We start from the raw sequence: 25159 nt of genomic DNA, 5'->3' as shown, positions 1-25159 counted from the left end.
CTCGTCGCTTTCCAGCCCCAACGGGGCTGCGTAATGCAGCCCAGGGTCAGCCGAGCCTAAGCGAGGCGACCCTGGGTATGCCCGCACAATCTGGGAAGCAAACCCAGCGCTCCCTTCCCACGCCGCCCCCACCAGCAGCGTCTCCCCGTCCCTCCGCTCCGATGAATGGTCGTCTTTGCACCCACAGCCCACGATTCATATCATGAACACCTCTCCCTGCCACAGCCCCTCACATCTCACCCGCCGTACCCTTCTCCGTGGCACTGGCCTCGCAGGCCTCTCCTGGCTCACCCCTCTCGCCGACATCCTCGCCGTGGAAGCCGCCACCGCCCCATCCGGCAAACCCGCCCGTTCCCTCATCCTCCTCTGGCTCGGCGGCGCCGCCAGCCAGCTCGACACCTTCGATCCCCACCCCGAAACCAAAATCGGCGGCGGCGTCAAAACCATCCCCACCGCCATCAAAGGCGTCAACTTCGCCGCCGGCCTCGAACAAACCGCCAGCGTCATGCAGGACGTCTCCTTGATCCGCTCCATGGTCAGCAAAGAAGGCGACCACGAACGTGCCTTCTACAACATCAAAACCGGCTACCGCCCCGATCCCACCCTCATTCACCCCAGCATCGGCGCCATCGTCTGCCACGAACTCCCAGAGGCCAAAATAGAAATCCCCACCCACGTCTCCATCCTCCCCAATCAATGGCCCGCACGCGGCGGCTTCTTCGGTGCCCAGTACGATGCCTTCCAGATGTACGATCCCAAATCCCCCGTGCCGGATGTCAAAGCACGCGTGGACGACAAGCGCCTGGACCGCCGCATGGAAGGACTCGCCCTGGTCGAACAAGCCTTCGCACGCGGACGCGAGCCAAACCTAGATCAAAACAAAACACTGCATCAAGTCTCCATGCAGCGGGCACGCAACATGATGTCCTCCGATCAGTTAAAAGCCTTCAACGTCAGTGATGCTCCAGCCCAGGAACTCAATGCCTATGGCGACACCCCCTTTGGCCGCAGTTGCTTCGCTGCCGTGCGCCTCATCCAAGCCGGCGTTCGCTGCGTCGAAGTCACCCTCAACGGCTGGGACACCCACGCCAACAACCTGGACGGTCAGTCCACTCAAGTAAAAATCCTCGACGCCGCCTACGCCTCCTTGATCCGCGATCTCAAAAAACTCGGCCTCCTCGAAAGCACCATCGTCGTCTGCGGCGGCGAGTTTGGCCGCACCCCAAAAATCAACAACGTCGGTGGCCGCGATCACTGGCCTCACGCCTTCAGCATGCTCGTCTCCGGCGGCGGTTTCGCCGGCGGTCGCGTCATCGGCTCCACCGATCCGCACGGCGAAAAACAGGCTCCCGAGAAACCCATCCTCGTCGAAGACCTCCACGCTACCATTCAAGACCTCCTCGGCATCGACTACAGCAAAGAAGTCATGACCCCCGTCGGCCGCCCCATGGCACTATGCAAAGGCGAACCCGTAAAAGAACTCCAGGCCCACACCTGATCAGCGTTCAACGCTCTTAAACGGACTGCCTTCAATAATCTGCCTCTGCTGCTCCTCCGGCGTCGCCGCCGGGTCTGGATTGAGCGTCATGATGTAGGCCACCACGTCTCTTAGCATCTGTTCATCCTCAACGAAAAACTGCGTGATCTGCACCATCTTCGCGCCGTTCACATCATTCTTGATGGCCCCGCGTTTCCCAGATTTAAACTTCCTGAGCTGCTCCTCCAGATACCAGCCCTGACGACCAATGAGCGGCGGGCTGCCGAAGGTCATTTCACCACTGGCATTGTAGCGGTGGCATTCCATGCAGCGCTCCTGAAACAACCGCATGCCATCCTCCGCACTCGCGTTGACGATTTCCCGGTCTTTGCCCACGGGCACCTTCATGGGCATCTGCTCCACATAAGCGACCACCGCCTTGATCTGCTCCGGCTGTAAGGCCTTCGCAATCGCGGCCATCATAAACGACTGCGGATCCGCCGCATCATGTCCTCGCCTGCCTTCCCTCAGATTGGCAAACTGCGTGTTCACATACCACGCAGGCATCCCGGCAATGGACGGCGATTTAATCTCAGGCTTGCCCTCACCTGCGGTCCCATGGCATTGCGCGCACACGGTCTGAAAAATCATTTTGCCATCCGTGGACGCCATCGCCCCGCTGCTGCCAAAAAGCACGATCATAAAAAGATGGCGGTGGAGAGTCATGGATCAAAAAAAACGCTGTAAGTTGCACACGGGTTACAACAATCCCGCAAACAGCCTTTTTTGCCAAATCCGACACACTCCACGACAATTTTGTCCTGCTTGCACGCCTAACCTGCCTGTGCCTTTTTGCCGTATGGCCTCACTTCCCGCGAACGTCGTCGAACTCACCCAGGCGCTAGTGCGCATCCCATCGGTGAATCCTGACGGCGATCCCGGCACAGACGGCATTGGCGAGGAGCAGTGCGCCCTCTATGTTGCCGACTTCCTCCGCGCCTCAGGTGCCGAGGTGACTCTGGAAGAAGTAGAACCCGGCCGCCCCAATGTCATTGGGCGCTTTCCCACGCAAGGAGGTGCAAAGCCCCGCATCCTCTTCGCACCCCACACCGACACCGTCAGCGTGGGTGGTATGACCATCGAGCCCTTCGGCGCCGAACTCCGCGACGGCAAAATATGGGGCCGGGGAGCCTCCGACACCAAGGGCCCCATGGCCTCCATGCTCTGGGCCCTGCACGAAATGCGCCACGAAATCCCCTCCCTCCCCGTGGAAATCCACTTCGTCGGCTTCATGTCCGAAGAAAGTGCCCAGCTCGGCTCGCAGCATTTTGCCAAAAACCATGGCCGCTATGACCTCGCGATCATCGGTGAACCGACCAGTCTGAAGACCGTGTTTCGTCACAAAGGCTGTCTGTGGGCAGATGTGCATACCACAGGTGTTGCAGTGCATGGCGCCACGCCGCACCTGGGTGAAAATGCGATTGTAAAAATGGCAAAACTGATCACTGCGCTGGACACGGAGTTTCGCCAAAGTTTGGCCGAAGCCAGTGGCGAGGACGAATGGCTCGGAGTCAGCACGATCAACCTCGGCATGATTCAGGGCGGCACGCGCAGCAACATTGTCGCAGATTCGTGCAAATTGCGCGTGGATATCCGCACCACGCCGGGATTGCAGAAAGCGGGCGGTGCCCTAGCGCTGCTGGCGGACTTTGTGCAGCAGATTGACGCAACCGCCTGCATCACGGTCGCCAGCGAGGCATTTCATCTCGATACCGATCCATCGAACTCCTTTGTGCAGAAGCTGATTGCCTCTGGAGCCAGTCTGACTGGTGCACCGTGGTTCTGCGATGCAGCCTTTCTGGCTGCTGCTGGCACACCTGCCATCGCCATAGGTCCGGGTTCGATTGCACAGGCGCACACAAAAGACGAATTCATCGCCGTCAGTGATCTGGAGGCCGGAGTGGCTTTCTTCAAACAGTTCCTGAGCAGCCTCGCCCGTTAAGGGCTGAGGCAAGGCTCAGGTTGTTGATTATCAGCGCCTTAAGGTAGAGCGGTCTCACCCATCAGGAAGCGGTCGCACTCGCGGGCGGCGCCACGGCCTTCGTTGAAGGCCCAGACGACGAGGGACTGGCCACGGCGGCAGTCACCGGCGGCAAAGACGCCGGGAATGCTGGTGGTGTATTTCTCGTGTTCGGCTTTCACGTTGCTGCGTGGGTCGCGCTCAATGTTGAGGGCGTCGAGCAGGGGCTGTTCTGGCCCAAGGAAACCCATGGCTAGGAGAACGAGGTCGGCTGGGAGCACTTTCTCGGTGCCGGGGATCTTCTGCGGGCCGAAATTGCCCTTTTCGTCCTTCTTCCACTCGATGTTGACGACGTGGACGGCTTTGACGTTGCCCTGGCCATCACTTTCAAAGTGGGTGGCAGTGGTGAGATAGACGCGAGGATCGTCGCCGAACTTGGCGGCGGCTTCTTCCTGGCCGTAGTCCATCTTGTAGGTCTTGGGCCATTCGGGCCATGGATTGTTCGCAGCGCGGGTGAGCGGCGGTTTGGCCATGATTTCAAGCTGGGTGACGGTGGTGCAGCCATGGCGCACGCTGGTGCCGACGCAGTCGGTCCCGGTGTCACCCCCACCGATGATGACGACATTCTTGCCGTCTGCCGTGATGAATTTGCCGGAAGGATCGAGAACGGCTTTCGTGTTCGCCGTGAGGAAGTCCATGGCGAAATGGATGCCCTTCAGTTCGCGGCCAGGAATTGGCAGATCGCGGGGTTTTGTGGCACCCGTGCAGATCACGGTGGCGTCGAAATCCTTGGTGAGCTGTTCGGCGGTGATGTCGGTGCCGACATTGACATTGCACTTGAAGGCGACGCCGCTGTCTTCGAGCAGCTTCACACGACGGAGGACGACCTCGTTCTTGTCGAGCTTCATGTTGGGGATGCCATACATAAGCAGGCCGCCGGGGCGGTCTGCACGTTCGAAGACGGTGACGGTGTGGCCAGCCTTGTTGAGCTGGGCGGCGGCGCTGAGTCCGGCAGGACCGGAGCCAATGATGGCGATTTTTTTACCGGTGCGCTGGTCCGGCAGGTCGGGTTTCACCCAGCCTTCTTCCCAGCCTTTGTCGATGATGCTGACCTCGATGTTCTTGATCGTTACCGGCGGTTCATTGATGCCGAGAACGCAGGAGCCTTCGCAGGGAGCGGGGCAGACGCGGCCGGTGAATTCCGGGAAGTTGTTCGTCTTGTGCAGACGGTCGAGCGCTTCTTTCCACAAACCGCGGAAGACGAGGTCATTCCACTCGGGGATGATGTTGTTGACTGGGCAGCCGCTGGCCATGCCGCTGATCATGGTGCCGCTGTGGCAGAAAGGAATGCCGCAGTCCATGCACCGAGCGCCCTGATTTTTCAGGCGTTCTTCGGGCAGGTGCAGGTGGAATTCCTTCCAATCTTTGACGCGCTCAAGCGGGTCGCGGTCAGCGGGGAGTTCGCGTTCAAATTCGATGAAGCCGGTTGGTTTTCCCATGGTCTCTTGTCTGTTAAAAAGGTGATGTCTGTTGGTTTGTAACGCGTGAGGTCGATGCTAGCTGCCGCCGATACGGGCGACGTCGCGGGCGTTGGCTTCAAAGGCGGCGTTGAGGGCGTCGTCGCCGGTGAGACCGTCGTCGGTGGCCTTTTTGATGGCTTGGAGCACACGCTTGTAGTCCTTGGGCATCACTTTGACAAACTTGGGCACCATCTGCTCCCAGAGGGCGAGAACCTTGAAGGCTTTCTGGCTCTTGGTGAGGTCGGCGTGTTTCTTGATGAGTTCGTAGAGGCTGTCGATCTCGGCTTTGTCTTCGAGAGTCTCGAGACCGACCATCTGCGTGTTGCAGCGGGTCGCGGCATCGCCCGTTTCATCCAGGATGTAGGCCTCGCCACCGCTCATGCCTGCGGCGAAGTTACGTCCGGTGAGGCCGAGTACGACCACACGGCCGCCGGTCATGTACTCGCAGCCATGATCACCCACGCCCTCGACGACGGTATCGACGCCCGAGTTGCGCACCGCAAAGCGTTCGCCCGCCATGCCGCGCAGGAAGAGCTCGCCGCTTGTCGCGCCATAGAGCGCGGTGTTGCCGGCGATGATGTTTTCATCAGCGGCGAAGTCGGAGCCTTCCGGGGGATAGATGATGATGCGGCCGCCACTGAGGCCCTTGCCGATGTAGTCGTTGCCATCGCCTTCGAGTTCGAGCGTGATGCCCTTCGGAATGAAGGCACCAAAGCTTTGACCGGCGGTGCCATTCATCTTGAGATGGATGGTGTCGTCCGGCAGACCGTGCCAGTGGCGCTTGGTGACCTCGTTGCCGAGGATGGTGCCGATGGTGCGGTTGACGTTGCGGATGGCGACGGTGCCGTGGACTTTTTCACCCTTCTCGATGGCCGGTTTGCACAGGTCCAGGAGCGTGGTGATGTCGAGCGAGCGGTCAATGCCATGGTCCTGCACCTCGGTGCAGAAGCGACCGACTTCGGGGCCGACGTCCGGCTTGTGAAGCAGGTTGGACAGGTCGATGCCGCGTGCTTTCCAATGATCGACGGCAGCGCGGGATTCGAGAACTTCCGTGTGACCCACCATTTCCTGCAGGGTGCGGAAACCGAGCTGGGCCATGAGTTCGCGCACTTCCATGGCGATGAACTTCATGAAATTGGCCGCGTGATCGGGATCGCCGCTGAATTTGGCGCGCAGTTGCGGATCCTGGGTGGCGACACCGACAGGGCAGGTGTTCAGATGGCAGACGCGCATCATGATGCAACCCAGCGAGACGAGTGGCGCGGTGGCGAAACCGAACTCTTCAGCGCCCAGCAGGGCAGCGACGATGACGTCACGGCCGGTCTTCATCTGGCCGTCGGCTTCGACGACGATGCGGCTGCGCAGATTGTTCAGGACGAGGGTCTGATGCGTTTCGGCGAGGCCGAGTTCCCAAGGCAGGCCGGCGTGTTTCACGGAGGTCTGCGGGGAGGCACCGGTGCCGCCGTCGAAACCGGAGATGAGCACGACGTCCGAGTGAGCCTTGGCTACACCGGCAGCGATGGTGCCGACGCCGACTTCGGACACGAGCTTCACGCTCACGCGTGCGGCGCGGTTCGCATTCTTCAAGTCGTGGATGAGCTGGGCCAGATCCTCAATGGAGTAGATGTCGTGATGCGGAGGGGGGGAGATGAGGCCGACGCCCGTCGTGGAGCCGCGCACCTTGGCGATCCAAGGATAGACCTTGGTTCCAGGAAGCTGACCGCCTTCACCCGGCTTGGCACCCTGGGCCATCTTGATCTGGATTTCCCGGGCTTGGGAAAGGTAGAGGCTGGTGACGCCGAAACGACCGGAAGCCACCTGCTTGATGGCGCTGTTCTTGGAGTCGCCCTTCTCGTTGGTCCATGTGTAACGTGCCTCATCTTCGCCGCCTTCACCGGTGTTCGACTTGCCGCCGACACGGTTCATGGCGATGGCGAGCGCTTCGTGCGCTTCGCTGGAGATGGAGCCGTAGCTCATCGCGCCCGTTTTGAAGCGCTTCATGAGGGACTCGACGGATTCGACTTCTTCGATCGGCACCGCTTTGCGTGCCTTGAACTCCAGCAAGCCGCGCAGGGTGTAGAACTGCTTCACCTGCGTGTTCACCAGTGCGGTGTACTGCTTGAAGGTTTCGTAGTTGCCGGTGCGGACGGCTTTCTGCAGGGTGTGAATGGTGAGCGGATTGAACAGATGAGCCTCACCTTCCTTGCGCCACTGGTAGTCGCCGCCGACGTCGAGAGCATGCACCTGTGAGTCACGTTCCGGGTAGCCGCGCAGATGGCGCGAGATGGCTTCTTCGGCAATGACCTTGATGTCGCTGCCTTCGATGCGGGTGGCGGTCCAGGTGAAGTATTTATCCACCACGCTCTGGCTGAGGCCCACGGCTTCAAAGATCTGCGCACCACGATAGCTCTGCATCGTGGAGATGCCGATCTTCGAGGCGACCTTGATGACGCCTTTGGTGGCGGCCTTGATGAAATTGTACACCGCCGTCTTGTGGTCCACTTTGACCAGCAGACCCTGACGGATCATGTCGTCCAGCGTTTCGAAGGCGAGGTAAGGATTGATGGCTCCGCAGCCGTAACCGATGAGCGTGCAGAAGTGATGCACTTCGCGCGGTTCGCCGGACTCCAGCACGAGGTCACACTGGGTGCGGGTGCCTTTGCGGATCAGATGGTGATGCAGGCCGCCGACGGCGAGCAGCGCCGGGATGGCAGCCTTGTCAGCGCACACACCACGGTCGGAAAGGATGAGGATGTTCCAGCCTTGGGTGATCAGTTCATCAGCCTTGGCGCAGATTTTGGCCATGGCTTTTTCGAGGCCGACGGCACCCTGCTTCGGATCAAACAGGATGTTGATGGTGGCGGCTTTGAACTGGCCCTGAGCCACGCTCTTGAGCTTGGCCAGGTCTTCGTTGCTGAGGATCGGCGTTTTGAGTTCGATCAAATGGCAGCTTTCAGGTGTCGGATCGAGCAGGTTGCCTTCTGCGCCAATGGTGGTGATCGGAGAAGTGACGATTTCCTCGCGGATACAGTCGATCGGCGGGTTCGTGACCTGGGCAAAGAGCTGTTTGAAGTAATCGTAGAGCAGCTTCGATTTGTTGGAGAGCACGGCCAGCGGAATGTCGGTGCCCATGGAGCCGATGGCTTCCACGCCGTCACGGCCCATGGGAACCATGAGCTTGCGCAGGTCTTCAAAAGTATAACCAAAGGCCTGCTGACGCTGCAGCATGGTCTCGTGGTCGGGCGGTGACACTGGATCGCCTTCCTTGATGTCAGCCAGGTGCACGAGGTGCTTGTCCAGCCATTCACGGTAAGGTTTGTCAGCGGCGATTTTCGCCTTGATCTCGTCATCGGGGACGATGCGGCCTTCCTCCATGTTCACGATGAACATCTTGCCGGGTTGCAGACGGCCTTTGAGCTTCACATTTTCAGGAGCGATCGGCAGAACACCGGCCTCTGAGGCCATGATGACCAGATCGTCCTTGGTGACGTAATAGCGCGCAGGACGCAGGCCGTTGCGGTCCAGAGTGGCGCCCATCATGGTGCCGTCGGTGAACGCTACGGATGCCGGGCCATCCCAGGGTTCCATCAGGCAGGAATGGTACTCATAGAAGGCCTTGCGTTGCTCATCCATCGACTCGTGGCCGCTCCATGGCTCAGGAATCATCATCATCATGGCATGTGGCAGCGAGCGGCCGCCCATGACGAGCAGTTCCAGCACGTTGTCGAACATGGCGGAGTCAGAGCCGCTTTCGTTGACGATGGGGAAGAGTTTTTTGACGTCCGGGAACAGCGGGCTGGCAAGCAGGGACTGACGAGCCTTCATCCAGCTGATGTTGCCACGCAGCGTGTTGATTTCACCGTTGTGGGCGATGTAGCGGTAGGGATGTGAGCGCTCCCAGCTTGGGAAGGTGTTGGTCGAGAAACGGGAATGCACCAGCGCGAGGGCAGATTCCATGTCTGGATCCTGCAAATCGAGGAAATACTGGCCCACCTGCTCGGGCATGAGCATGCCTTTGAACACAAGCGTGCGGGAAGACAGGCTGGAGCAGTACCAGAAGCTGTCCACCTCGGCGGTGCGGATGGCGGTCACCGAACGCTTGCGGATGATGTAAAGCTTGCGCTCAAAAGTCTGCTGATCCGGGCAGTTTTCTCCGCGCTGGATGAACGCCATGCGCATGAATGGCTCGCTGGTCTTCGCCGTGAGGCCGATCATGGAATTGTCCACCGGCACATCGCGCCAGCCGAGCACTTTCTGGCCTTCTTCCTCGGCCACTTTTTCGAAGGCACGCGCCGCTGCTGCGCGCTCGGCGGCATCGGGTGAGCAATAGGTCATGGCCACGCCATAATGTCCTTCCGCAGGCAGGGTCACGCCCTCTTTGGAGGCCACTTTGCGCAGAAACTTGTCGGGGACCTGCATCAGAATGCCGGCACCGTCACCGGTGTTTTTTTCACTGCCCACCGCTCCACGATGGTCCAGATTGATCAGGATTGTCAAACCCTGCTGGACAATGGCGTGAGAACGTTTGCCTTTCATCTGACAAATGAAGCCGACACCGCAGGCGTCGTGCTCGAATTGCGGATCATAAAGGCCTTGTTTCGGGGGGGGTCCGTGGTTTCTCATTTTTGCGTCAAAAGGGGGCGGCAATTAAGCCATGCAGGGAAGTAAATCAACCAGCATTCTACCGGCCAAGATGTCGCTTATTTTAATGTGTCAAAATAATCGTGGGGGCGTCCCTGCGGTCGCGGGCTCATCTGCCTTGCATCTGACCGGGCCCGCCGCTAAAAACAGGTCATGGTGCGTCTCACAATTCTCGGCAGTGGCAGTTCGGGGAACTGCGCCGTCATTTCGACGGAACGCACCACCCTGCTGCTGGATGCGGGATTGAGCGCCAAGCAAATCTGTCTGCGCTTGGACGCCTGCGGCTTTTCCCTCGACATGCTGGATGGCATCCTGCTGACCCATGAGCATCAGGACCACACGGGGGGGATTGAGGTGCTAAGCCGCAAGCGCCAGGTGCCCCTGTTTTGCACTGCCCTGACGCAGGAAACCCTCGCTGGCAGCCTTGGATTCCGCCAGCCGCCTTCCTGGCGGCTGATGACGACGGGGGCGGCTTTTGAGTTTCAGGACCTGCGAATCGAGTCTTTTCCCGTTCCCCATGACGCGGTTGATCCCGTCGGGTTTGTCATCGCCGATGAGGAATCCCGCCTCGGGGTGCTGAGTGACGTCGGATTTGTGACGAATCTGATCAAAGACCGGCTGAGGAATTCGGACAGCCTCTTTATCGAGGCGAATTACGACACCCAACTGCTCGAAAACGACACCAAACGGCCCTGGTCCACGAAACAGCGCATCAGCTCACGCCATGGCCACCTTTCAAATGAACAGGCCGCCGAGCTTGTCCGTGAAATCGCGCATCCTGGGCTGAGCCATGTGGTGCTGGGTCATTTGAGTGACGATTGCAATGATCCCGTCACCGCCGCCCGGTACATCCGGCAGGCGCTTGACTCCGCAGGAGCCCCTGAGGCGCGGGTCGTCTGTGCCGAGCGGCACAAGCCCACGCCAACCATCGAAGTGGTGCGCCGTCGCAGCAGCAGCGTCAGCTTCTGCGTGGCTGCTTCATCGGATTCCACCGGGCAACTGGCACTCTTTTAAGATGAAAAAGATCATCCTTCGCGGCCTTCTGGTCCTGTTTATCATCGAGGGCCTGTGGCTGGCATGGTGGGTTTTCGGGCGTTCCCCGGAGGCGCAGGTGAGTGCCGCGCAGGCAAATCTGATCGAGGCCGTCGAGAAGCGTGACTGGAAGAAGCTGGAGCGGTTGATCGCGCCGAATTACACGGATGCCTATGGGCATAATCGCGACACGGTGATCGAAGACGGGCGAAAATATCTCAGTGGCTTCTTCACGCTGACCTTGAAGACGGATAAGACCACGCTCCGGGCCACGAAAGGGCAGGGGCTGGTGACGACGATGATCCGCCTCGAAGGAAATGGCGTGGGTTACAGCCAGATGATCTCAGGGTACGTGAATCAGTTTACCGAGCCGTGGGCATTCCACTGGAGCAATCCTGGCCGCTGGCCGTGGAACTGGCAGGTGAGCCTGATCCACCACGACCAGCTCGTGATCCCCCCGCACGAATAGCCGCGCTGAGCGGGCCTCACGGCACGCCGTGGCCCTTGGCGGCTTCCCAGAGGCCGTACCAGTCTTCGCGTTCAAGTTTGATGTCGGCCGCTTTGACCACGGCCTGGATGCGCTCCAGCTTGTTTGTGCCGATGATCGGCAGGGGGCTGGAAGGATGCGCCATGATCCAGGCGTAGGCGAGCTGGTCGAGCGTGGCACCGCCATATTTGGCGGAGAGATCGGCGGCTTTGGAGTGGAGTCGGACGGCTGCGGGATCTTGGGTGTCCATCAGGGCACCTTTGGCCAGCGGTGACCAGGCCATGGGCAAAATGCGGTGGCGCTGGCATTGATCCGCCGTGCCGTCGTAGATCGGGTCCATGTGGAGCAGGCTGAACTCGACTTGATTGGTTACCAGCGGCTGGTCCATGCGTGAGTTCAGCAGCTCGAACTGATGCACATTGTAGTTGGAGACGCCGGCGCTGCGGATTTTGCCGTCTTTGAGCAGTTTGTTCAGGCCCTCGGCGGTTTCGTCCGCACTGGTCAGCCAGTCGGGGCGGTGCACGAGCATCAGGTCGATTTCATCAATGCCCATGAAGCGCAGCGATTTTTCAGCGCTTTTGATGATGCGGGCGGCGGAGACGTTGTAGTGGGCCACTTTGCGGTCGGGATGAAACTCGCAGGGGATGTAGATGCCGCATTTGGTGACGATCTCGATCTTGCTGCGGAAGGCGGGATCCAGTTTCAGGGCGCCGCCAATGGCCTCCTCGACCTTGTAAACGCCGTAAATCTCGGCGGTGTCGAGCGTGGTGATGCCCATGTCCGCGCAGGCCTTGAAGCGGCTGAGCAGCGCCTGCGGGGTGCAGTTGGCCTTGTCTTCCTCGTCGAGGATGCGCCAGGTGCCATAGGCGAGGCGGGAGAACTCAGGGCCGTTGGGGGCGATTTTATGGCGGGTGATCATGGTCGGGCGATCTTTGCTGGCCTTTCCTCGTCGGACAAACAAAAAACGGCATCTCTTGCGAGATGCCGTGTGAAAATCGTTGGATTGAGCGGAACGCTTACTTCGTCAGGGCGCTGACCTTGACGGCGAGACGGCTCTTGAGACGGGAAGACGTGTTCTTCTTGAGCACGTTGGTCTTGGCAGCCTTGTCGGTGGCGGAGGCATATTCACTGAGGCAAGTGGCTGCGGCGGCTGCGTCCTTCTTCTCCAAGGCGGCGATCACCTTCTTGCGCAGGGTGCGGATGCGGCTTTTCACCGTCTGATTGTGAGCGGTGCGGACCGTCGTTTTGCGAATGTCTTTTTTTGCGGAGCGGATGTTGGCCATAAAAGGAGCGGGGGAAAGGGGCGACGAGGATAGGACGACACCTCCTGCCTGTCAAACTGGAATCCTGCATGTGCAGAACTCAGCAGGTTTTGCTTGGCTCCGAGAAGCAATTCCGGTAGAACGGTTTTCATATCCACCATGCTCGAAGTCGAAATCTACGCCCCCGGCCTCCGTTCTGAGTCCTCTGTGATGCAGCTCCGCAACCAGATGGACCACTTTCCCAAGATCCGCTACAAGGTGGATACCCGCCATGACCTGGTCTATTTTGAGATCGACAAGCCTGGAGACATCAGCCAGATGGAAATTCACCAGATCTTCGAGGCCATCGAACTCGAACCCCGCTTCGTCGGCCAGATTCCCGAGGAACTGCGCACGGGACAAACGACGAGGCTGGGTTAAATTTTGCCGTATAGCAGTGCCTTGGCCACCTGTTTCATGCGGCCCAGTATATAATAGACGGTCTGGCTCCGCAGCCGCACCAGATCCGCTCCAATGATGCGCGGCACAAAATCCTGGGGCACCGCCAGGACCTCCGTGAGGGTCGATCCATTCAGCCCCCGGCAGAGGATGGTGGCCATCGCTTTTGTCAGTGTTTGCACCTTGGGGCCTAGGCTGATGGCAAAATGAACGTGGTTGCCGTCTTCGAGCCGGGCATGCACCCCGACGGTGTCCGTGCATTCGGCATCGTGTCGCACATCATCCAGATCGAACTTGTCACCCTCTTTCGGTGCGTGGGCTGCAGCGGAAGCCGCCAGATCGATTAAATTTTCCCGTCGCTCGCCTTCCGGCAGCGATTCAAAAAAGGTGATCAGTTCGCCCAGGGCGGCGGGATATTCGGCCATGCTCACTTCTTGGCCGGTTTGAGCGCTAAATCCACCACGGGCATTTCGATGAACTTCTGCCACTGGGTTTCGCTCTCGGCCTGAGTGGCTACGCCGTCATGCACCCACAGGGCGTAGCGTACGCGCAGTTTCTTTTCTTCGGTGACCGACACTGGGGTGTCCAGGCTCAGGCAGCAGCCCATCCAGCCGTCGTTGCGCACGTGGAAGGCGGTGGGGTTGTGCGGATTCATTGGGTGGTTCATCAAGGTGATGCCGCCGAAACCGTCTGCGTCGTTGGTGATGCGCCCGCTGTAGTCACACCAGCGCGCGGGTTTGCGGAAGACCGCTTCCTCATTGAGCTGCCCTTCGGAATTTAGAATGCGCCCGCCGCCATCATGCACGCCGATGCTCTTGGCCAAGCGCACTGCCACCAGTCCGAAGCCGCTGGCCCCAAAGGTGGTCGTCTTGCCCTTGGGTGGGCTGAATTCCAGATCGATGATCATGAACCAGCTTTTTGCTCCATCTATGGGGCGGATTTCTGTGCGCCGCACTTCGGTGAGCTGGACCGATTTGTCTGCTTCGCTGATCCAGCGGTTCACCATGCGCATGGACGCAAACTCGTCGGTGTCTTCGTAGCCTTCTCGTGAGACCTCGACGTTGACAATGCGGCCCTGCTTCTTCGCGTAGTCACCCCAGAAATCGAGCTCGTTGACCATGTTGTGCGTCACCCACACGCTGTTGTGGTGCGAATGCGTCAGCGGATCATGCGGATGCCCCATGCGTGTGAGGCTGGAATCATGCGAGGCGCGGATGGGGTGCCAGAACGGGCGCATGTCCTGAGGATCGAAATGCATGGCGGTCAGTTCCCGCCCGTCGAGTTGGAAGGAGGTGATGTGATGAGGCAGTGGCACCACCTGCATGCGGGGAATAGGTTTCGCTGTGGGAAGCTGTGCTAGGACCGCTGTCGCGGACGTCAAAAACAGGATCGAGAGTTTTAGCATGTCACCACAACGTTGCTCCAAAGGCTCCTTTTCCATTCTCAGGTCTTCCATTTCGCCAGGAACTCGCCAGAATTCCCCTCCACCCATCCATGAAGCACATCCTTCTATCACTCCTCCTCGCCACCGCATCCTTTGCGGCCACGATTCCTGAAGCCGCCAAAGTCGGCCAGTTTTTCGCCGGCTGCCAGGCTTACAGCTTCCGCATGTACAATGTGTTTGAAGCCATCGACAAGACCGCGCAGTGCGGCGGCAAGACCATCGAATTTTATCCTGGGCAGAAGTTTTCCACCGCCAAACCGGAGGCGAAGTGGGACCACAACTCGACGCCGGAAATGATCGATGAGGTCATGAAGCACCTCGAAGCCAAGGGGCTCACCGCAGTTGCTTACGGTGTCGTCAAACTCGGTCAGGATGACGCCAGCAACCGCAAGATTTTTGAGTTCTGCAAGAAGCTCGGCATCGGCGTCATTGTTACGGAGCCTGATGTGACGGCGCTCGACAAGATCGAAGTTCTTGTGAAGGAATTCGACATTAAGATGGCCATCCACAACCATCCCAAGCGCCCTCTCGACCGCGCCTACATGTTCTGGGATCCGAACTACGTGCTCGACCTCGTCAAAGACCGCGACTCTCGCATGGGCTCCTGCGCCGACGTCGGCCACTGGGTGCGCAGCGGGCTGAACCCTGTGGATTGCATCAAGATCCTCAAGGGCCGCATCTTTGACAGCCACATGAAGGACCTCACGGCATTCGGCGACCCCAAAGCACACGACCTTCCTTTTGGCACTGGCAAGAGCGACATCCCTGCCATCCTCGCTGAATATACCGCTCAGGGCTATCCCGGTCCGCTGCATTGCGAATACGAGTATAACTGGGAGACGAGCGTTCCTGAGATCACCCTGTGCCTCGACTTTATCCGCAACTGGAAGCCTGCGAAATAAGCTGGTCCATTCTTCTCAGAAGCCGGAGGCTGTGTCCTCCGGCTTTTTTTGTGCCTACTGGGCTTCGCCCATCAGCTTTTTCACCGTTGGCTCGATGGCCTCGGCCCAGATGCGGTAGCCTTTTTCGTTGGGGTGGAGGAAGTCGGGCATGATGTCCTTGGTGATCAAACCTTCAGGGGTGAGGAACTTCGGGCCGATGTCGAGAAAGGTGACGTTGTGGGTGCCGCTGAGTTTGGCGATGAGGCCATTGATCTCGGCGATTTTTTCGCGCTGCGGGCCGGGCTTTTCGCCGCGTGGGAAGATGCCCAGCAGCAGGATCTTGGATTGGGGCAGGCGCTGGTTGAACTCCAGCACGATGGCTTCGATGCCGGTGGCGATATCGGGGGCGGAGCAGGTGCCGGTGTTGTTGGTGCCGATCATCATGACGACGAGCTTGGGGGCGATGTCATCGATGGCTCCGTGTTGCAGCCGCCAGAGGACGTTTTCGGTTTTGTCCCAGCCGAAGCCGAGATTGCCGGCGTTGCGCGGGGCATAGAATTCGCCCCAGGTCTGCTGTCCGCGCAGCGAGTTGCTGTCAAACCGTTCGCCGCCGAAGAAGTGGGTGATGGAGTCGCCGATGAAGAGGATTTGCGGTTTGGCTTTTTTTACGGCGGCGCTGGTGAGGGCGTGACGTTTGGCCCAGTCATAGCTGGGCCAGCTACGATCTTGTGTGACGGGGACAACGGTGCTGGGCAGGGGCTTGTGCCCGGCCAGGGGTTCAAACGTGGACTGTTCGGCTTCGCTCATTGCTTTGCGGTCTTTTGAAAACGCGCGCGCTTTCAGTGTGCCGCCAGATGGGAGATCAATGGGGGCGAGGTAGGGGTTTGATTTCGCGATGGGGTCCGTGCCGTCGAGGGTGTACAGGATGGTGGTGTCCGGCGTGGCGCTTTGCAGTGTCACGATGCCGTTTGTTGCACGCTGGATGGCGGGGGGCGCGAGTTGAAGCGTGGTTTGAGCGTGAAGCAGGGGGCCGCAGGCCAGCAGGGAGAGAAGCAGGTGTTTGCTCATAGAAGGGTGAAGCTAACGAGGATGCCGCGTGCTGTCCATGCGAGCGTGCGGATCCAGTTGGTGAGGATGAGGTGGCGGATGAGCGGTGCGTCGAAGCCGCGCATGAGCCGGGTGTGAATAGGTGCCTGAAACACTGCCGTGCACAGCCAGACGAGAGGGATCAGACCAATACTGATGACAAATGGCAGTGTTCGCTGTCCGGCATAAAACAGCCAGGCTGAGGTGGCAATTTCGGCAAACAGCAGTGGTGCGACGATGAGACCAATGCGGAAGCAGTGCGCAAGATGATAGTCTTTGAACTCCGCCGGGGCGACCCGCCGGAACTGTGGATAGACGAGGATCTGCACGACCCAGATCAGGCCGACGAGCATCCAGGTGACGGCGAGGTGGATCGAGAAGAGCAGCGTCATCTAATTAGGGCTGAATCGACCCGACATCGGCGGCTTGATGCAGCTTTTGCATTTCAGCATCGCTCAACGCACGATTGAACACCGCGAGGCCGCCGAACTTGCCGATCGTGGCCTCTCCGGTCATGGAACCGACGGCCATGCGTGCGCCGACGGTGAAGTCGGAGGGAGAGATCTTGGTCTGCGCGTGCAGGGCGGGATCGTATTTGAAGATGCCGCGCCCGTGGTAGTAGGGGTTCATGCCACGGTCTTTGCCATCGGGGCCTTCTTTGGTGAAGTAGGGATCGTTGCGCTTGTCTTTGACGGCATCGAGATGGCGCGAGTCGAGCACGCCGTTGATGTAGGCGCGGATGTATTTGGAATCGTAGGTGAAGGCGAGGGTGCACCATTGCTCCTCGGGGACTTCGAGCTTGGTGGCTGCGTAGTCGGCGCACCAGGGGAACTTGCTGCCGTCGGCACGCATGGTCACGCCGCCTTCGCTGCTGATGTGAGGCACGAGATTGCGCGGGCCGCCATAGGTGGGCATGTTCATGAGCAGGGCGTACTGCCGCGTGCCGGTGTCATCGTTCGCGCCTTTGCCCTCACTCCACATGCCGGCGATGGTGCGGCTCTTTTTGAGATCGACGATGCGCACGACGGCGAACAAGGTGACCTGAGCGTCTTTGCCTGCGATGTTGAGATCGCCCGTTTCGGCATGCTTGATCTCCAAGTACTGGTGTCCGTTCAGGTCGGCTGAGAAGCCGGAGAAGGGACCGCCGGGTACGCGTTTGATGGGACCGTTCACCTCGGTGAGCGGATGTTTTTCCGGTGTGCCTTGAGAAACACGTTTCTGGCCTGCGTCCTCGCCAAAGGTCCAGAAGCCGACCAGGCCGGGAGTTTTTTCGATGACGGTGGCGTCTCCGGCAAAGGCCGAGAACGCGAGTGAGGCGGCGAAGAACGAGGGGATAAACGTGCGCATGAGTGTTGGATTGAGGATGGCAGACACACCAAGGCTTTGGAAAGCTGTTTTTGGACGATAAAGAGTTCGGCAGCGGGCGGCGTAGTAGTCAGATAGCCCAGCCCATGAAGAAAACCATGCACCCACCCGCCAACCTCATCGTGCCGATGCGTGGGAGGGTTGTGAGCGCATGGTTGGCGTTCACCACGCTGGCGGCAGCGGCGGTGGATTATGAAAAGGAGATCAAGCCGCTGCTCAAGGAGCGCTGCTTTGCCTGCCATGGAGCTTTGAAACAGAAGGCGGACCTTCGTCTCGACACCGCCGCCGCCATGCGCAAGGGCGGTGAAAATGGCGATATTCTGGCCGGTGATCCTGCGCTGCTGCTGGAGCGTGTGACGACCCCTGACAAGGACGACCGCATGCCGCCGGAGGGCGAGGGCTCGATGCTCACGAGTGAGCAGGTGGCCAAGTTGAAGGAATGGCTTGCCGCCGGTTCGCCTGCGCCTGCAAGCGAGGTGCCGGAGGCTGATCCGCGTGCGCACTGGGCCTATCAGTCGCCGATATCTTCTGGCAAGCCGATGGATGCGCTGCTGGCGGCGCGAATGGCTGAAAAAAATCTCAAGCCGCAGGCCGAGGCTGCGCCGGAGATCTGGCTGCGCCGTGTGTATTTGGATCTGATCGGCCTGCCGCCATCGGCGGAACAGATCACGATGTTTTTGCAGGATACCGCCCTGCCAGCGCGGCGGCGTGTGGTGGATGAACTGCTCGCCACACCGCAGTACGGCGAGCGCTGGGCGCGGCACTTCATGGACCTGTGGCGCTACTGTGACTGGTATGGGCTGGGTGCCCAACTGAGGCACAGTCAGAAGCACCTGTGGCATTGGCGCGACTGGATCGTGGAGTCCTTGAACGTGGATAAAGGCTACGACCGGATGATTGTGGAGCAGCTTGCCGGTGATGAGCTGGCACCTGGAGATCGCGACACTCTGCGCGCCACTGGCTTCCTGGCGCGAAGCTATTATCTTTTCAACCGCACCACCTGGCTGGACGAAACCATTGAGCATACCTGCCGTGCTTTTCTCGGTGTGACGATGCAGTGCGTGAAATGCCACGATCACAAATACGATCCCATTGAGCACACTGATTACTACCGCATGCGTGCCATCTTTGAGCCGATGCATGTGCGCCTCGATCCCTGGCAGGGTGAAACTGATTTCGAGAAAAACGGCCTGCCGCGCGTCTATGACCTGCATCTGGACCAGCACACCTTCCGCCATGTGCGTGGCGATGAAAAGAACGAGGACAAATCGAAACCGATGACGCCGGGCATACCGAAGGTGCTCGCATTCGCCGCGTTTCAGCCTGCGGCGATGAAGCTGCCGCCAAGCTCCGCGAAACCCGTACTGCTGCCGTTTGTGCTCAGTGATCATCTGCGTGCCGCCGATCAGCAGCTTGAAGCAGCGCAGAAAGCGAATGACGCCGCCACCATCAAAACCGCCAGCCTGCGCATCGCGATGATTCAGGCGGTTTACGCCGCTGATCTTGCCAGGAATGACAAGAGCATCGCCAAAGCCGCCGCATTGGCCGAGGCGCGTTACCTTGTGGCCAAAACCGAGATCGATCTGGCGAAAATAGAGAGTGCTCCCAAGGCGAAAGATACTGAAAAAAAAATCAAAGCGGGGCGTGAAGCTCTCGCCAATGCTCAAAAGAAGGCCGCAGCACCGGGCGAGACTTACGCCTCGCTGCCTGCAAGCCTGAAAGCGCAGGAAGGCCCGGAGGAAAGCACCAATGCTACGGTGCAGATTTATCCTGAGTCCAGTACTGGGCGCAGGCTCGCCTTTGCACAATGGGTGGCGGATAAACGCAATCCGCTCACCGCCCGCGTGCTGGTGAATCAAGTCTGGATGCGGCACTTTGGCGCATCGCTCGTAGCAGGGGTGGATGATTTTGGACTTCGTTCGCCGGCGCCGCTGCATCAGGACATCCTTGACACGCTGACCGTTGATTTCATGAACAAGGGCTGGAGCCTGAAGCATCTCCATCGCGCCATGGTACTCTCGGAGTTGTACCGCCGCAGCTCTTCGAATGCCGGAGTCGATGCCAGGACTGCTGCCGCTGATCCTGACAATGCCTGCTACTGGCGCATGAATCCACGCCGCATGGAGAGCCAGGTGGTGCGCGACAGCCTGCTTCAACTCGCTGGGAAACTCGACCTCACGCTTGGCGGAGCCAGCCTCAATCCCGCGTCAGCCGAAACGAGTCCGCGTCGTTCGCTTTACTTCATTCAGAACGCTGACGTCGAGGATCGTTTTCTCGCGACTTTCGACAACGCGAACGTCCTGGAATGCTATCGCCGGAACGAAAGCGTGGTGCCGCAGCAGGCGCTGGCGCTTACCAACAGCAGGCTCAGCCGTGAATGTGCCGATGCACTGGCGGCCAAGCTCAGCAAGCTCGATGAGAAGACCTTTATTGAGCAGTCTTTTCTAAGGGTGCTGGGTCGCCCGGCGACGGCTGCGGAGCGCGAAGTGAGTCTGGCTGGCTTTGTGGCATTGAAACAGAACCGCAGCTTGTTTTTGCAGGCGCTGCTCAACCATAACGACTTTGTGACATTGCGATGAATTCCCCCTATCATCCCACGCCATTTCTCCGACGTGATATTCTTGGCGGGTTGGGCAGCATTGCGGTCGCGTCCATGCTCAAGGCTGAGGAGGTGTGGCGACCGCCGAGCGGACTGCCGGTGATGCCGCAGAAGGCGAAGCGAGTGATCTGGCTCTTCATGCGCGGTGGAGTGAGCCACATGGAGAGCTTTGATCCGAAGCCGATGCTGACGAAGTATGCGGGCAAATCCATTGAAGAAACGCCATTCAAAGCTGTCCTGTCGCCGGAGAAGCTCAAAAACGTGCGAGTGGTGGTGGTGAACGATGCGAATGGCAAACAGCGCAACACGATCTATCCGCTGCAAACGGGTTACAAGCGCTACGGGCAGTGCGGGGTCGAGATCAGCGACTGGTTCCCGAACATCGGCTCCTGCGCGGATGAGATCGCCTTCATCCGCAGCATGTGGACGACGGACAACAATCACGGCGCGCAGGTGCAGTTCCATAGCGGCCGTCACATGCTGGAGCCGCGCGTGCCCACTCTCGGCGCGTGGGTGACGTATGGCCTCGGCTCGATGACGAACAATCTGCCGTCCTTCATCAACATGGGGCCGCGTTACTTTGACATCCGCGACGGCCACTATCTGGGGCCCGCCTATGACGCGATCAATTTGAAGATCGATCCGAAAAATCCGCTCACGTTTGCCACGCCTGAGATTGCGGTCGGCCAATCAGAACAGGCCGCGCAGTTTGATCTCATTCACAAGCTCAACACGCTCAATGCCGGGGAATATCCAGGAGACAAAACACTCGCCGCCCGCATGAAGAGCTACCAGCTGGCCTACAACATGCAGGCTGCTGTACCGGAGACGATGAACCTCGACACCGAGAGCGACGAGACGAAAAAAATGTACGGCTTGGACGACAAGACGACCGAGCCGTTTGCGCGGCAGCTCATCGTCGCCCGTCGTCTGGCCGAGCGTGGGGTGCGCTTCATCCAGCTCCAGCATGGCGACGGCGCTGCGGGTGCATGGGACTCGCATTCCGGTCTGAAGAAGAACCATTCCATGCTCGCGGAGCAGGTGGACAAGCCGATCGCAGGATTGCTCAAGGACCTGAAGCAGCGCGGGATGCTGGACGATACGCTGGTCGTTTTCGCCACCGAATTTGGACGCACGCCGGGGACGCAGGGCAGTGATGGGCGTGATCACCACCCGTTTGGCTTCAGCGTCTGGATGGCCGGTGGCGGCGTCAAAGGGGGCACGATTCACGGCAGCACCGACGAACTCGGCTTTCATGCCGAGGAGCATCCGCACTACGTCACGGATGTGCATGCCACGATCATGCATCTGCTGGGACTCGACCCGCACCAGCTTGAGATCCCGGGACGGAAGCGGCTGGAAAGAGATTTTGGGCAGGTGATTCCACAGATCCTGATCTAGGCGGCAGCACGGGCCACTGTCTGGAATGTGGGAAATTAACGATTGCCAATTTACCGGATATGTGTCCAATATACTGACATAACCATGAAAGCTCTCGTCAAAGCACGGTCTGAACGCGGTCTCTGGCTCCAGGATGTGCCTGAGCCGCAGGTCGGCATCAATGATGTCCTCATCAAGGTTCGCAAGACCGGTATCTGCGGAACGGACCTGCACATCTACAAATGGGATGCGTGGGCGCAGAAGACGATTCCGGTGCCGATGGTCGTGGGGCATGAGTTTGTGGGGGAGGTTGTTGCGGTCGGCTCGAACGTGAATGATTTCCATGCTGGCGAAATCGTCAGTGCAGAGGGTCATGTGGTGTGCGGGCGCTGTCGCAACTGCCTCGCGGGCCGGCGTCACCTTTGTAAAGACACGGTGGGCATTGGTGTGAACCGCACCGGGGCGTTTGCGGAATACATCAGCGTACCGATGACGAATGTGTGGCATCACCGCGAGGGTGTGGACGAAGAGGTCGCGAGCATTTTTGATCCCTTTGGCAACGCGGTGCATACGGCGCTGGCTTTTGAATGTCTCGGTGAAGACGTGCTGATCACAGGGGCAGGTCCCATCGGCATCATGGCGATCCCGGTGGTGAAGCATGCCGGAGCACGCCATGTCGTCATCACGGATGTGAATGAGTATCGTCTCAATCTGGCGCGGCAGATGGGCGCGACACGTGCGGTGAACGTGACGACCGAGAAGATCGAAGACGTGCAGAAGCAGCTCGGCATGAAGGAGGGCTTCGATGTCGGACTCGAAATGAGCGGCAACGCTGCCGCCTTCCGCAGCATGATCGACAACATGTGCCACGGCGGCAAGATCGCCATGCTCGGCATCCCCAGCGAGCAGATCGCCATCGACTGGAACAAGGTCATCTTCAACATGCTCACCATCCACGGCATCTATGGGCGCGAGATGTATGAGACTTGGTATCAGATGAGCGTGATGCTGGAAAGCGGGCTCAACATCAAGCCGGTGATCACGCATCGTTTTCATTACACGGAGTTTGAACAAGGCTTCGCCGCGATGGAGTCTGGGAACTGCGGCAAGGTGGTGCTGGACTGGGTTGCTTAGATTCTTGCTATCATTTGATCATTCCATTAGGAATGGGCTAACGATGAAAGCAAAATCCAACGCTCCCCGCAGGATCGGCACGACGGCCGACTCCCCTGCGCGCCGTTACTTCAAAGAGGTGCGGTTTCGGCAGATTCGCGCGCTGGTAGAACTGTCTCGGCAGGGCAGCTTTGCAGCGACTGCGGCGGCTATGGGGCTGGCGGTGCCGTCTGTGTGGCAGCAGATTCGTTCGTTGGAGGATGAATACGGGGTGCAGTTTGTCGTGGCTGAAGGCTCCAAGGTATCACTCACGGATGATGGGCGTGCGCTGGTGGATCTGGCCGCTCCGCTGGTCGAGTCCTTCAATGGACTGCGGGCGATGTTTGAGGATCAGCGCAGCACCGCCGCCCGCACGCTGACGGTCGTGGCACCCTCGGCCATGCTCACGGGCGCGCTGCGGCGGCCCATCATCCTGTATCGTCAGAATCATCCGAAGGTGAAACTCGTGCTGCTGGACCGGCCCTCCTACATGGCCCGGCAGGTACTTGAGCAGGATCAGGCAGATCTGGCGATCATGGGCATGGCGACAGGTGACGAGGTGATGCCGCAGTTTCAGTACCAGCAGCTGGTGCGCTATGCCTTTTATCTCATGTGCCCGGCGAATCATGCGCTGGCGCGTGCGCGGCAGTTGACGCTCGCAGGAATTGTCAGCCAGCCATTGGTGCTGGCACCGGAGGAAAGCAGCTCGCATCGGCAGATTCGGCAGGTGTTTGCCCAGGCCGGGCTGGCGGATCGCATGAACGTGACGGTGACGGCGACGAACCGCGCCCTGTTGCTTAACTATGTCGCCATCGGTTTCGGCATCGCCATTGGCACCAGTGCGGCGAGTGTGAAGCCGCCCAAGCGTGCTGCCGGAGAGACGGAAGTCGTCGTGCGTGAAGCTGCTGCGCTGTTTGGCCATGAGGAGGTTTTTCTGGTGCAGCGGAAGGGCCGGTTCGAGCCTGCGCATGTGCGGGCGTTTCGCGAACTGGTGCTGAAGGCGTTTTAAAAGTGGGATGAATTCGTCCGCGATGCGGAAGCCCGCGCGGCTGATCTGGCTGGATTGAAGGTGTGATCTTCCTAGCTAGCTACGTTTTATGTCTGTGCGGCAGTGTTCTGCTATGGAAATTCTCTATTGCCAAAATACAGGACGAGTATCCAATATACCGACATATATGAATCCGACCTTCGCCACGCATCTCTCCACGCAGCTTGATGCCATCCGCGCTGCGGGCACTTACAAGCACGAGCGAGTGCTATCTACTCCGCAGGGCACGCTGGTGCGTGCGAATGGCGGCGGTGAAGTGCTCAATATGTGCGCGAACAATTATCTCGGATTGGCGCAGCACCCTGAGGTGCGGCAGGCGGCGCATGAGGCGCTGGAGCAGTGGGGCTATGGGCTGGCGAGCGTGCGTTTCATCTGTGGTACGCAGGGGGTGCACAAGGCACTGGAGGCCTCTTTGTCGGACTTCCTCGGCACGGAAGACACGATTCTCTACGGCTCCTGTTTCGATGCGAACGGCGGTCTGTTTGAGACAGTTCTCGGCCAGGAAGACGCGATCATCAGTGATGAACTGAACCATGCCTCCATCATCGACGGTGTGCGGTTGTGCAAAGCGCAGCGTTATCGCTACAAAAACTGTGACATGGCTGATCTGGAGGCGCAACTGATTGCGGCGGATGAGAAGGGTGCACGCTTTAAACTGATCGCTACCGACGGCGTGTTCTCGATGGACGGTTTCATCGCTCCATTGAAGGCGATCTGTGATCTGGCGGACAAATACCACGCGCTGGTGATGGTGGATGATTCCCACGCCGTCGGCTTCATGGGCAAAACGGGCCGTGGTACGCATGAGCATGGCGATGTCATGGGCCGTATCGACATCCTGACGGGTACGCTGGGCAAAGCCCTTGGCGGCGCGAGCGGCGGCTACACCAGCGGACGAAAAGAGATTGTCGAGCTGCTGCGGCAGCGTTCGCGGCCTTATCTGTTTTCGAACACGCTCTGTCCGAGCATTGCGGGTGCTTCCATCGCGGCGCTGGACTTGCTGAAGCAGTCCACGGGCCTGCGTGATCAGCTGGAAACCAACACGCGATTGTTCCGTGAGCAGATGACCGCCGCCGGATTTCACATCGCGCCCGGTGAGCACCCCATCGTCCCTGTGATGCTGGGCGATGCGGCACTAGCCGCGAAGTTTGCAGACGCGATGCTGGGGCGCGGTGTTTACGTCATCGGCTTCAGCTATCCCGTGGTCCCGCAGGGAAAAGCGCGCATCCGCACGCAGATCAGCGCAGCGCACACGCGGGCGGATTTGGAACATGCAGTGCAGGCATTTGTCGCGGTCAAACAGCAGTTGGGTGTCTAACTCGATAGT

21 protein-coding genes are annotated in these 25159 nt (G+C 59.4%); 11 read left to right on the top strand and 10 right to left on the bottom strand.

All coding sequences use genetic code 11. The features are described from left to right. Nucleotides 1-202: 202 nt before the first annotated feature. Nucleotides 203-1498, top strand: a complete 1296-nt coding sequence (locus PSV43_RS12865; protein WP_300197614.1) for a DUF1501 domain-containing protein — start codon at nt 203-205, stop codon at nt 1496-1498. Here PSV43_RS12865 and PSV43_RS12860 read toward each other — a convergent pair whose 3' ends face one another. Next, nucleotides 1499-2203, bottom strand: a complete 705-nt coding sequence (locus PSV43_RS12860; protein WP_300197612.1) for a c-type cytochrome — start codon at nt 2201-2203, stop codon at nt 1499-1501. Nucleotides 2204-2336: 133 nt separating this feature from the next. Between PSV43_RS12860 and PSV43_RS12855 the strand changes: the two genes are divergently transcribed. Further along, nucleotides 2337-3479 carry a M20 family metallopeptidase gene (locus PSV43_RS12855; protein ID WP_300197609.1) on the top strand — a complete coding sequence of 381 codons (1143 nt, stop codon included), beginning with the start codon at nt 2337-2339 and terminating at the stop codon, nt 3477-3479. Between the two features lie 38 nt (nt 3480-3517). Here the strand turns inward: PSV43_RS12855 and PSV43_RS12850 are convergent, their stop codons facing one another. Beyond that, nucleotides 3518-4996, bottom strand: a complete 1479-nt coding sequence (locus tag PSV43_RS12850; protein WP_300197606.1) for a glutamate synthase subunit beta — start codon at nt 4994-4996, stop codon at nt 3518-3520. A gap of 57 nt (nt 4997-5053) precedes the next feature. Continuing rightward, complete coding sequence (gltB, locus tag PSV43_RS12845; protein ID WP_300197603.1) at nt 5054-9640, bottom strand: glutamate synthase large subunit; 4587 nt, start codon at nt 9638-9640, stop codon at nt 5054-5056. Between the two features lie 171 nt (nt 9641-9811). Here gltB and PSV43_RS12840 point away from each other — a divergent pair, with 171 nt between their 5' ends. After that, on the top strand, nt 9812-10672 hold the full coding sequence (locus tag PSV43_RS12840) for an MBL fold metallo-hydrolase (protein ID WP_300197600.1): 861 nt from the start codon (nt 9812-9814) through the stop codon (nt 10670-10672). Nucleotide 10673: 1 nt separating this feature from the next. Continuing rightward, complete coding sequence (locus PSV43_RS12835) at nt 10674-11159, top strand: hypothetical protein (protein ID WP_300197597.1); 486 nt, start codon at nt 10674-10676, stop codon at nt 11157-11159. A 16-nt stretch (nt 11160-11175) separates the two neighbouring features. Here PSV43_RS12835 and PSV43_RS12830 read toward each other — a convergent pair whose 3' ends face one another. Next, entirely contained in the window at nt 11176-12096 is a 921-nt protein-coding gene (locus PSV43_RS12830; RefSeq protein ID WP_300197594.1) for an aldo/keto reductase, read from the bottom strand. A gap of 97 nt (nt 12097-12193) precedes the next feature. After that, a complete protein-coding gene (gene rpsT, locus PSV43_RS12825; RefSeq protein WP_300197591.1) occupies nt 12194-12460 on the bottom strand; it encodes a 30S ribosomal protein S20 in 267 nt (88 codons plus the stop codon). Nucleotides 12461-12598: 138 nt separating this feature from the next. Here rpsT and PSV43_RS12820 point away from each other — a divergent pair, with 138 nt between their 5' ends. Next, on the top strand, nt 12599-12859 hold the full coding sequence (locus tag PSV43_RS12820; protein ID WP_300197588.1) for a hypothetical protein: 261 nt from the start codon (nt 12599-12601) through the stop codon (nt 12857-12859). On the opposite strand, the gene PSV43_RS12815 is transcribed toward PSV43_RS12820, so the two are convergent. Together PSV43_RS12815 and PSV43_RS12810 are read right to left on the bottom strand one after the other, a co-directional pair. After that, entirely contained in the window at nt 12856-13302 is a 447-nt protein-coding gene (locus PSV43_RS12815) for a SufE family protein (protein WP_300197585.1), read from the bottom strand. The genes PSV43_RS12820 and PSV43_RS12815 overlap by 4 nt on opposite strands. A 2-nt stretch (nt 13303-13304) precedes the next feature. Beyond that, nucleotides 13305-14282, bottom strand: coding sequence for a PmoA family protein (locus PSV43_RS12810; protein WP_300197582.1), 978 nt, complete (start codon nt 14280-14282; stop codon nt 13305-13307). 89 nt (nt 14283-14371) lie between these two features. Here PSV43_RS12810 and PSV43_RS12805 point away from each other — a divergent pair, with 89 nt between their 5' ends. Then, entirely contained in the window at nt 14372-15223 is an 852-nt protein-coding gene (locus PSV43_RS12805; protein ID WP_300197579.1) for a TIM barrel protein, read from the top strand. A 54-nt stretch (nt 15224-15277) separates the two neighbouring features. Here the strand turns inward: PSV43_RS12805 and PSV43_RS12800 are convergent, their stop codons facing one another. From PSV43_RS12800 to PSV43_RS12790, 3 genes are read right to left on the bottom strand one after another with little or no spacing between them, the layout of a single operon-like run. After that, complete coding sequence (locus PSV43_RS12800; RefSeq protein WP_300197576.1) at nt 15278-16270, bottom strand: GDSL-type esterase/lipase family protein; 993 nt, start codon at nt 16268-16270, stop codon at nt 15278-15280. Then, entirely contained in the window at nt 16267-16680 is a 414-nt protein-coding gene (locus tag PSV43_RS12795) for a hypothetical protein (RefSeq protein WP_300197573.1), read from the bottom strand. The genes PSV43_RS12800 and PSV43_RS12795 overlap by 4 nt, the downstream gene beginning before the upstream one ends. Nucleotides 16681-16684: 4 nt before the next feature. Next, nucleotides 16685-17635: a hypothetical protein gene (locus PSV43_RS12790; RefSeq protein ID WP_300197570.1), complete on the bottom strand. Its 951-nt coding sequence runs from the start codon at nt 17633-17635 to the stop codon at nt 16685-16687. 104 nt (nt 17636-17739) lie between these two features. Here PSV43_RS12790 and PSV43_RS12785 point away from each other — a divergent pair, with 104 nt between their 5' ends. From PSV43_RS12785 to kbl, 5 genes are all read left to right on the top strand, one after another. Next, nucleotides 17740-20232 carry a PSD1 and planctomycete cytochrome C domain-containing protein gene (locus PSV43_RS12785; protein ID WP_300197568.1) on the top strand — a complete coding sequence of 831 codons (2493 nt, stop codon included), beginning with the start codon at nt 17740-17742 and terminating at the stop codon, nt 20230-20232. After that, on the top strand, nt 20229-21653 hold the full coding sequence (locus tag PSV43_RS12780) for a DUF1501 domain-containing protein (protein WP_300197565.1): 1425 nt from the start codon (nt 20229-20231) through the stop codon (nt 21651-21653). Before PSV43_RS12785 ends, PSV43_RS12780 begins: the two co-directional genes overlap by 4 nt. 84 nt (nt 21654-21737) lie before the next feature. Continuing rightward, the gene (gene tdh, locus PSV43_RS12775; protein ID WP_300197563.1) at nt 21738-22766 is read left to right on the top strand and encodes an L-threonine 3-dehydrogenase; all 1029 of its coding nucleotides are present in this window, start codon (nt 21738-21740) and stop codon (nt 22764-22766) included. A 43-nt stretch (nt 22767-22809) separates the two neighbouring features. Next, entirely contained in the window at nt 22810-23793 is a 984-nt protein-coding gene (locus PSV43_RS12770; protein WP_300197561.1) for a LysR family transcriptional regulator, read from the top strand. A gap of 166 nt (nt 23794-23959) precedes the next feature. Beyond that, nucleotides 23960-25150, top strand: coding sequence for a glycine C-acetyltransferase (kbl, locus tag PSV43_RS12765; RefSeq protein ID WP_300197559.1), 1191 nt, complete (start codon nt 23960-23962; stop codon nt 25148-25150). Nucleotides 25151-25159: the final 9 nt, after the last annotated feature.

It is taken from the genome of Prosthecobacter sp. (assembly GCF_029946185.1).
Lineage (GTDB): Bacteria > Verrucomicrobiota > Verrucomicrobiia > Verrucomicrobiales > Verrucomicrobiaceae > Prosthecobacter.
The sequence above is the reverse complement of the archived record's forward strand: the minus strand, read 5'-3'. Positions and strand labels throughout refer to the sequence as shown.

Coding starts and splice junctions, on each gene's coding strand:
- kbl (WP_300197559.1), top strand. CDS start 23,960: ATGAATCCGACCTTCGCCACGCATCTCTCCACGCAGCTTGATGCCATC.
- PSV43_RS12860 (WP_300197612.1), bottom strand. CDS start 2,203: ATGACTCTCCACCGCCATCTTTTTATGATCGTGCTTTTTGGCAGCAGC.
- PSV43_RS12780 (WP_300197565.1), top strand. CDS start 20,229: ATGAATTCCCCCTATCATCCCACGCCATTTCTCCGACGTGATATTCTT.
- PSV43_RS12790 (WP_300197570.1), bottom strand. CDS start 17,635: ATGCGCACGTTTATCCCCTCGTTCTTCGCCGCCTCACTCGCGTTCTCG.
- PSV43_RS12785 (WP_300197568.1), top strand. CDS start 17,740: ATGAAGAAAACCATGCACCCACCCGCCAACCTCATCGTGCCGATGCGT.
- PSV43_RS12850 (WP_300197606.1), bottom strand. CDS start 4,996: ATGGGAAAACCAACCGGCTTCATCGAATTTGAACGCGAACTCCCCGCT.
- PSV43_RS12840 (WP_300197600.1), top strand. CDS start 9,812: ATGGTGCGTCTCACAATTCTCGGCAGTGGCAGTTCGGGGAACTGCGCC.
- PSV43_RS12770 (WP_300197561.1), top strand. CDS start 22,810: ATGAAAGCAAAATCCAACGCTCCCCGCAGGATCGGCACGACGGCCGAC.
- PSV43_RS12820 (WP_300197588.1), top strand. CDS start 12,599: ATGCTCGAAGTCGAAATCTACGCCCCCGGCCTCCGTTCTGAGTCCTCT.
- gltB (WP_300197603.1), bottom strand. CDS start 9,640: ATGAGAAACCACGGACCCCCCCCGAAACAAGGCCTTTATGATCCGCAA.
- PSV43_RS12800 (WP_300197576.1), bottom strand. CDS start 16,270: ATGAGCAAACACCTGCTTCTCTCCCTGCTGGCCTGCGGCCCCCTGCTT.
- tdh (WP_300197563.1), top strand. CDS start 21,738: ATGAAAGCTCTCGTCAAAGCACGGTCTGAACGCGGTCTCTGGCTCCAG.
- PSV43_RS12855 (WP_300197609.1), top strand. CDS start 2,337: ATGGCCTCACTTCCCGCGAACGTCGTCGAACTCACCCAGGCGCTAGTG.
- PSV43_RS12805 (WP_300197579.1), top strand. CDS start 14,372: ATGAAGCACATCCTTCTATCACTCCTCCTCGCCACCGCATCCTTTGCG.
- rpsT (WP_300197591.1), bottom strand. CDS start 12,460: ATGGCCAACATCCGCTCCGCAAAAAAAGACATTCGCAAAACGACGGTC.
- PSV43_RS12865 (WP_300197614.1), top strand. CDS start 203: ATGAACACCTCTCCCTGCCACAGCCCCTCACATCTCACCCGCCGTACC.
- PSV43_RS12815 (WP_300197585.1), bottom strand. CDS start 13,302: ATGGCCGAATATCCCGCCGCCCTGGGCGAACTGATCACCTTTTTTGAA.
- PSV43_RS12835 (WP_300197597.1), top strand. CDS start 10,674: ATGAAAAAGATCATCCTTCGCGGCCTTCTGGTCCTGTTTATCATCGAG.
- PSV43_RS12795 (WP_300197573.1), bottom strand. CDS start 16,680: ATGACGCTGCTCTTCTCGATCCACCTCGCCGTCACCTGGATGCTCGTC.
- PSV43_RS12810 (WP_300197582.1), bottom strand. CDS start 14,282: ATGCTAAAACTCTCGATCCTGTTTTTGACGTCCGCGACAGCGGTCCTA.
- PSV43_RS12830 (WP_300197594.1), bottom strand. CDS start 12,096: ATGATCACCCGCCATAAAATCGCCCCCAACGGCCCTGAGTTCTCCCGC.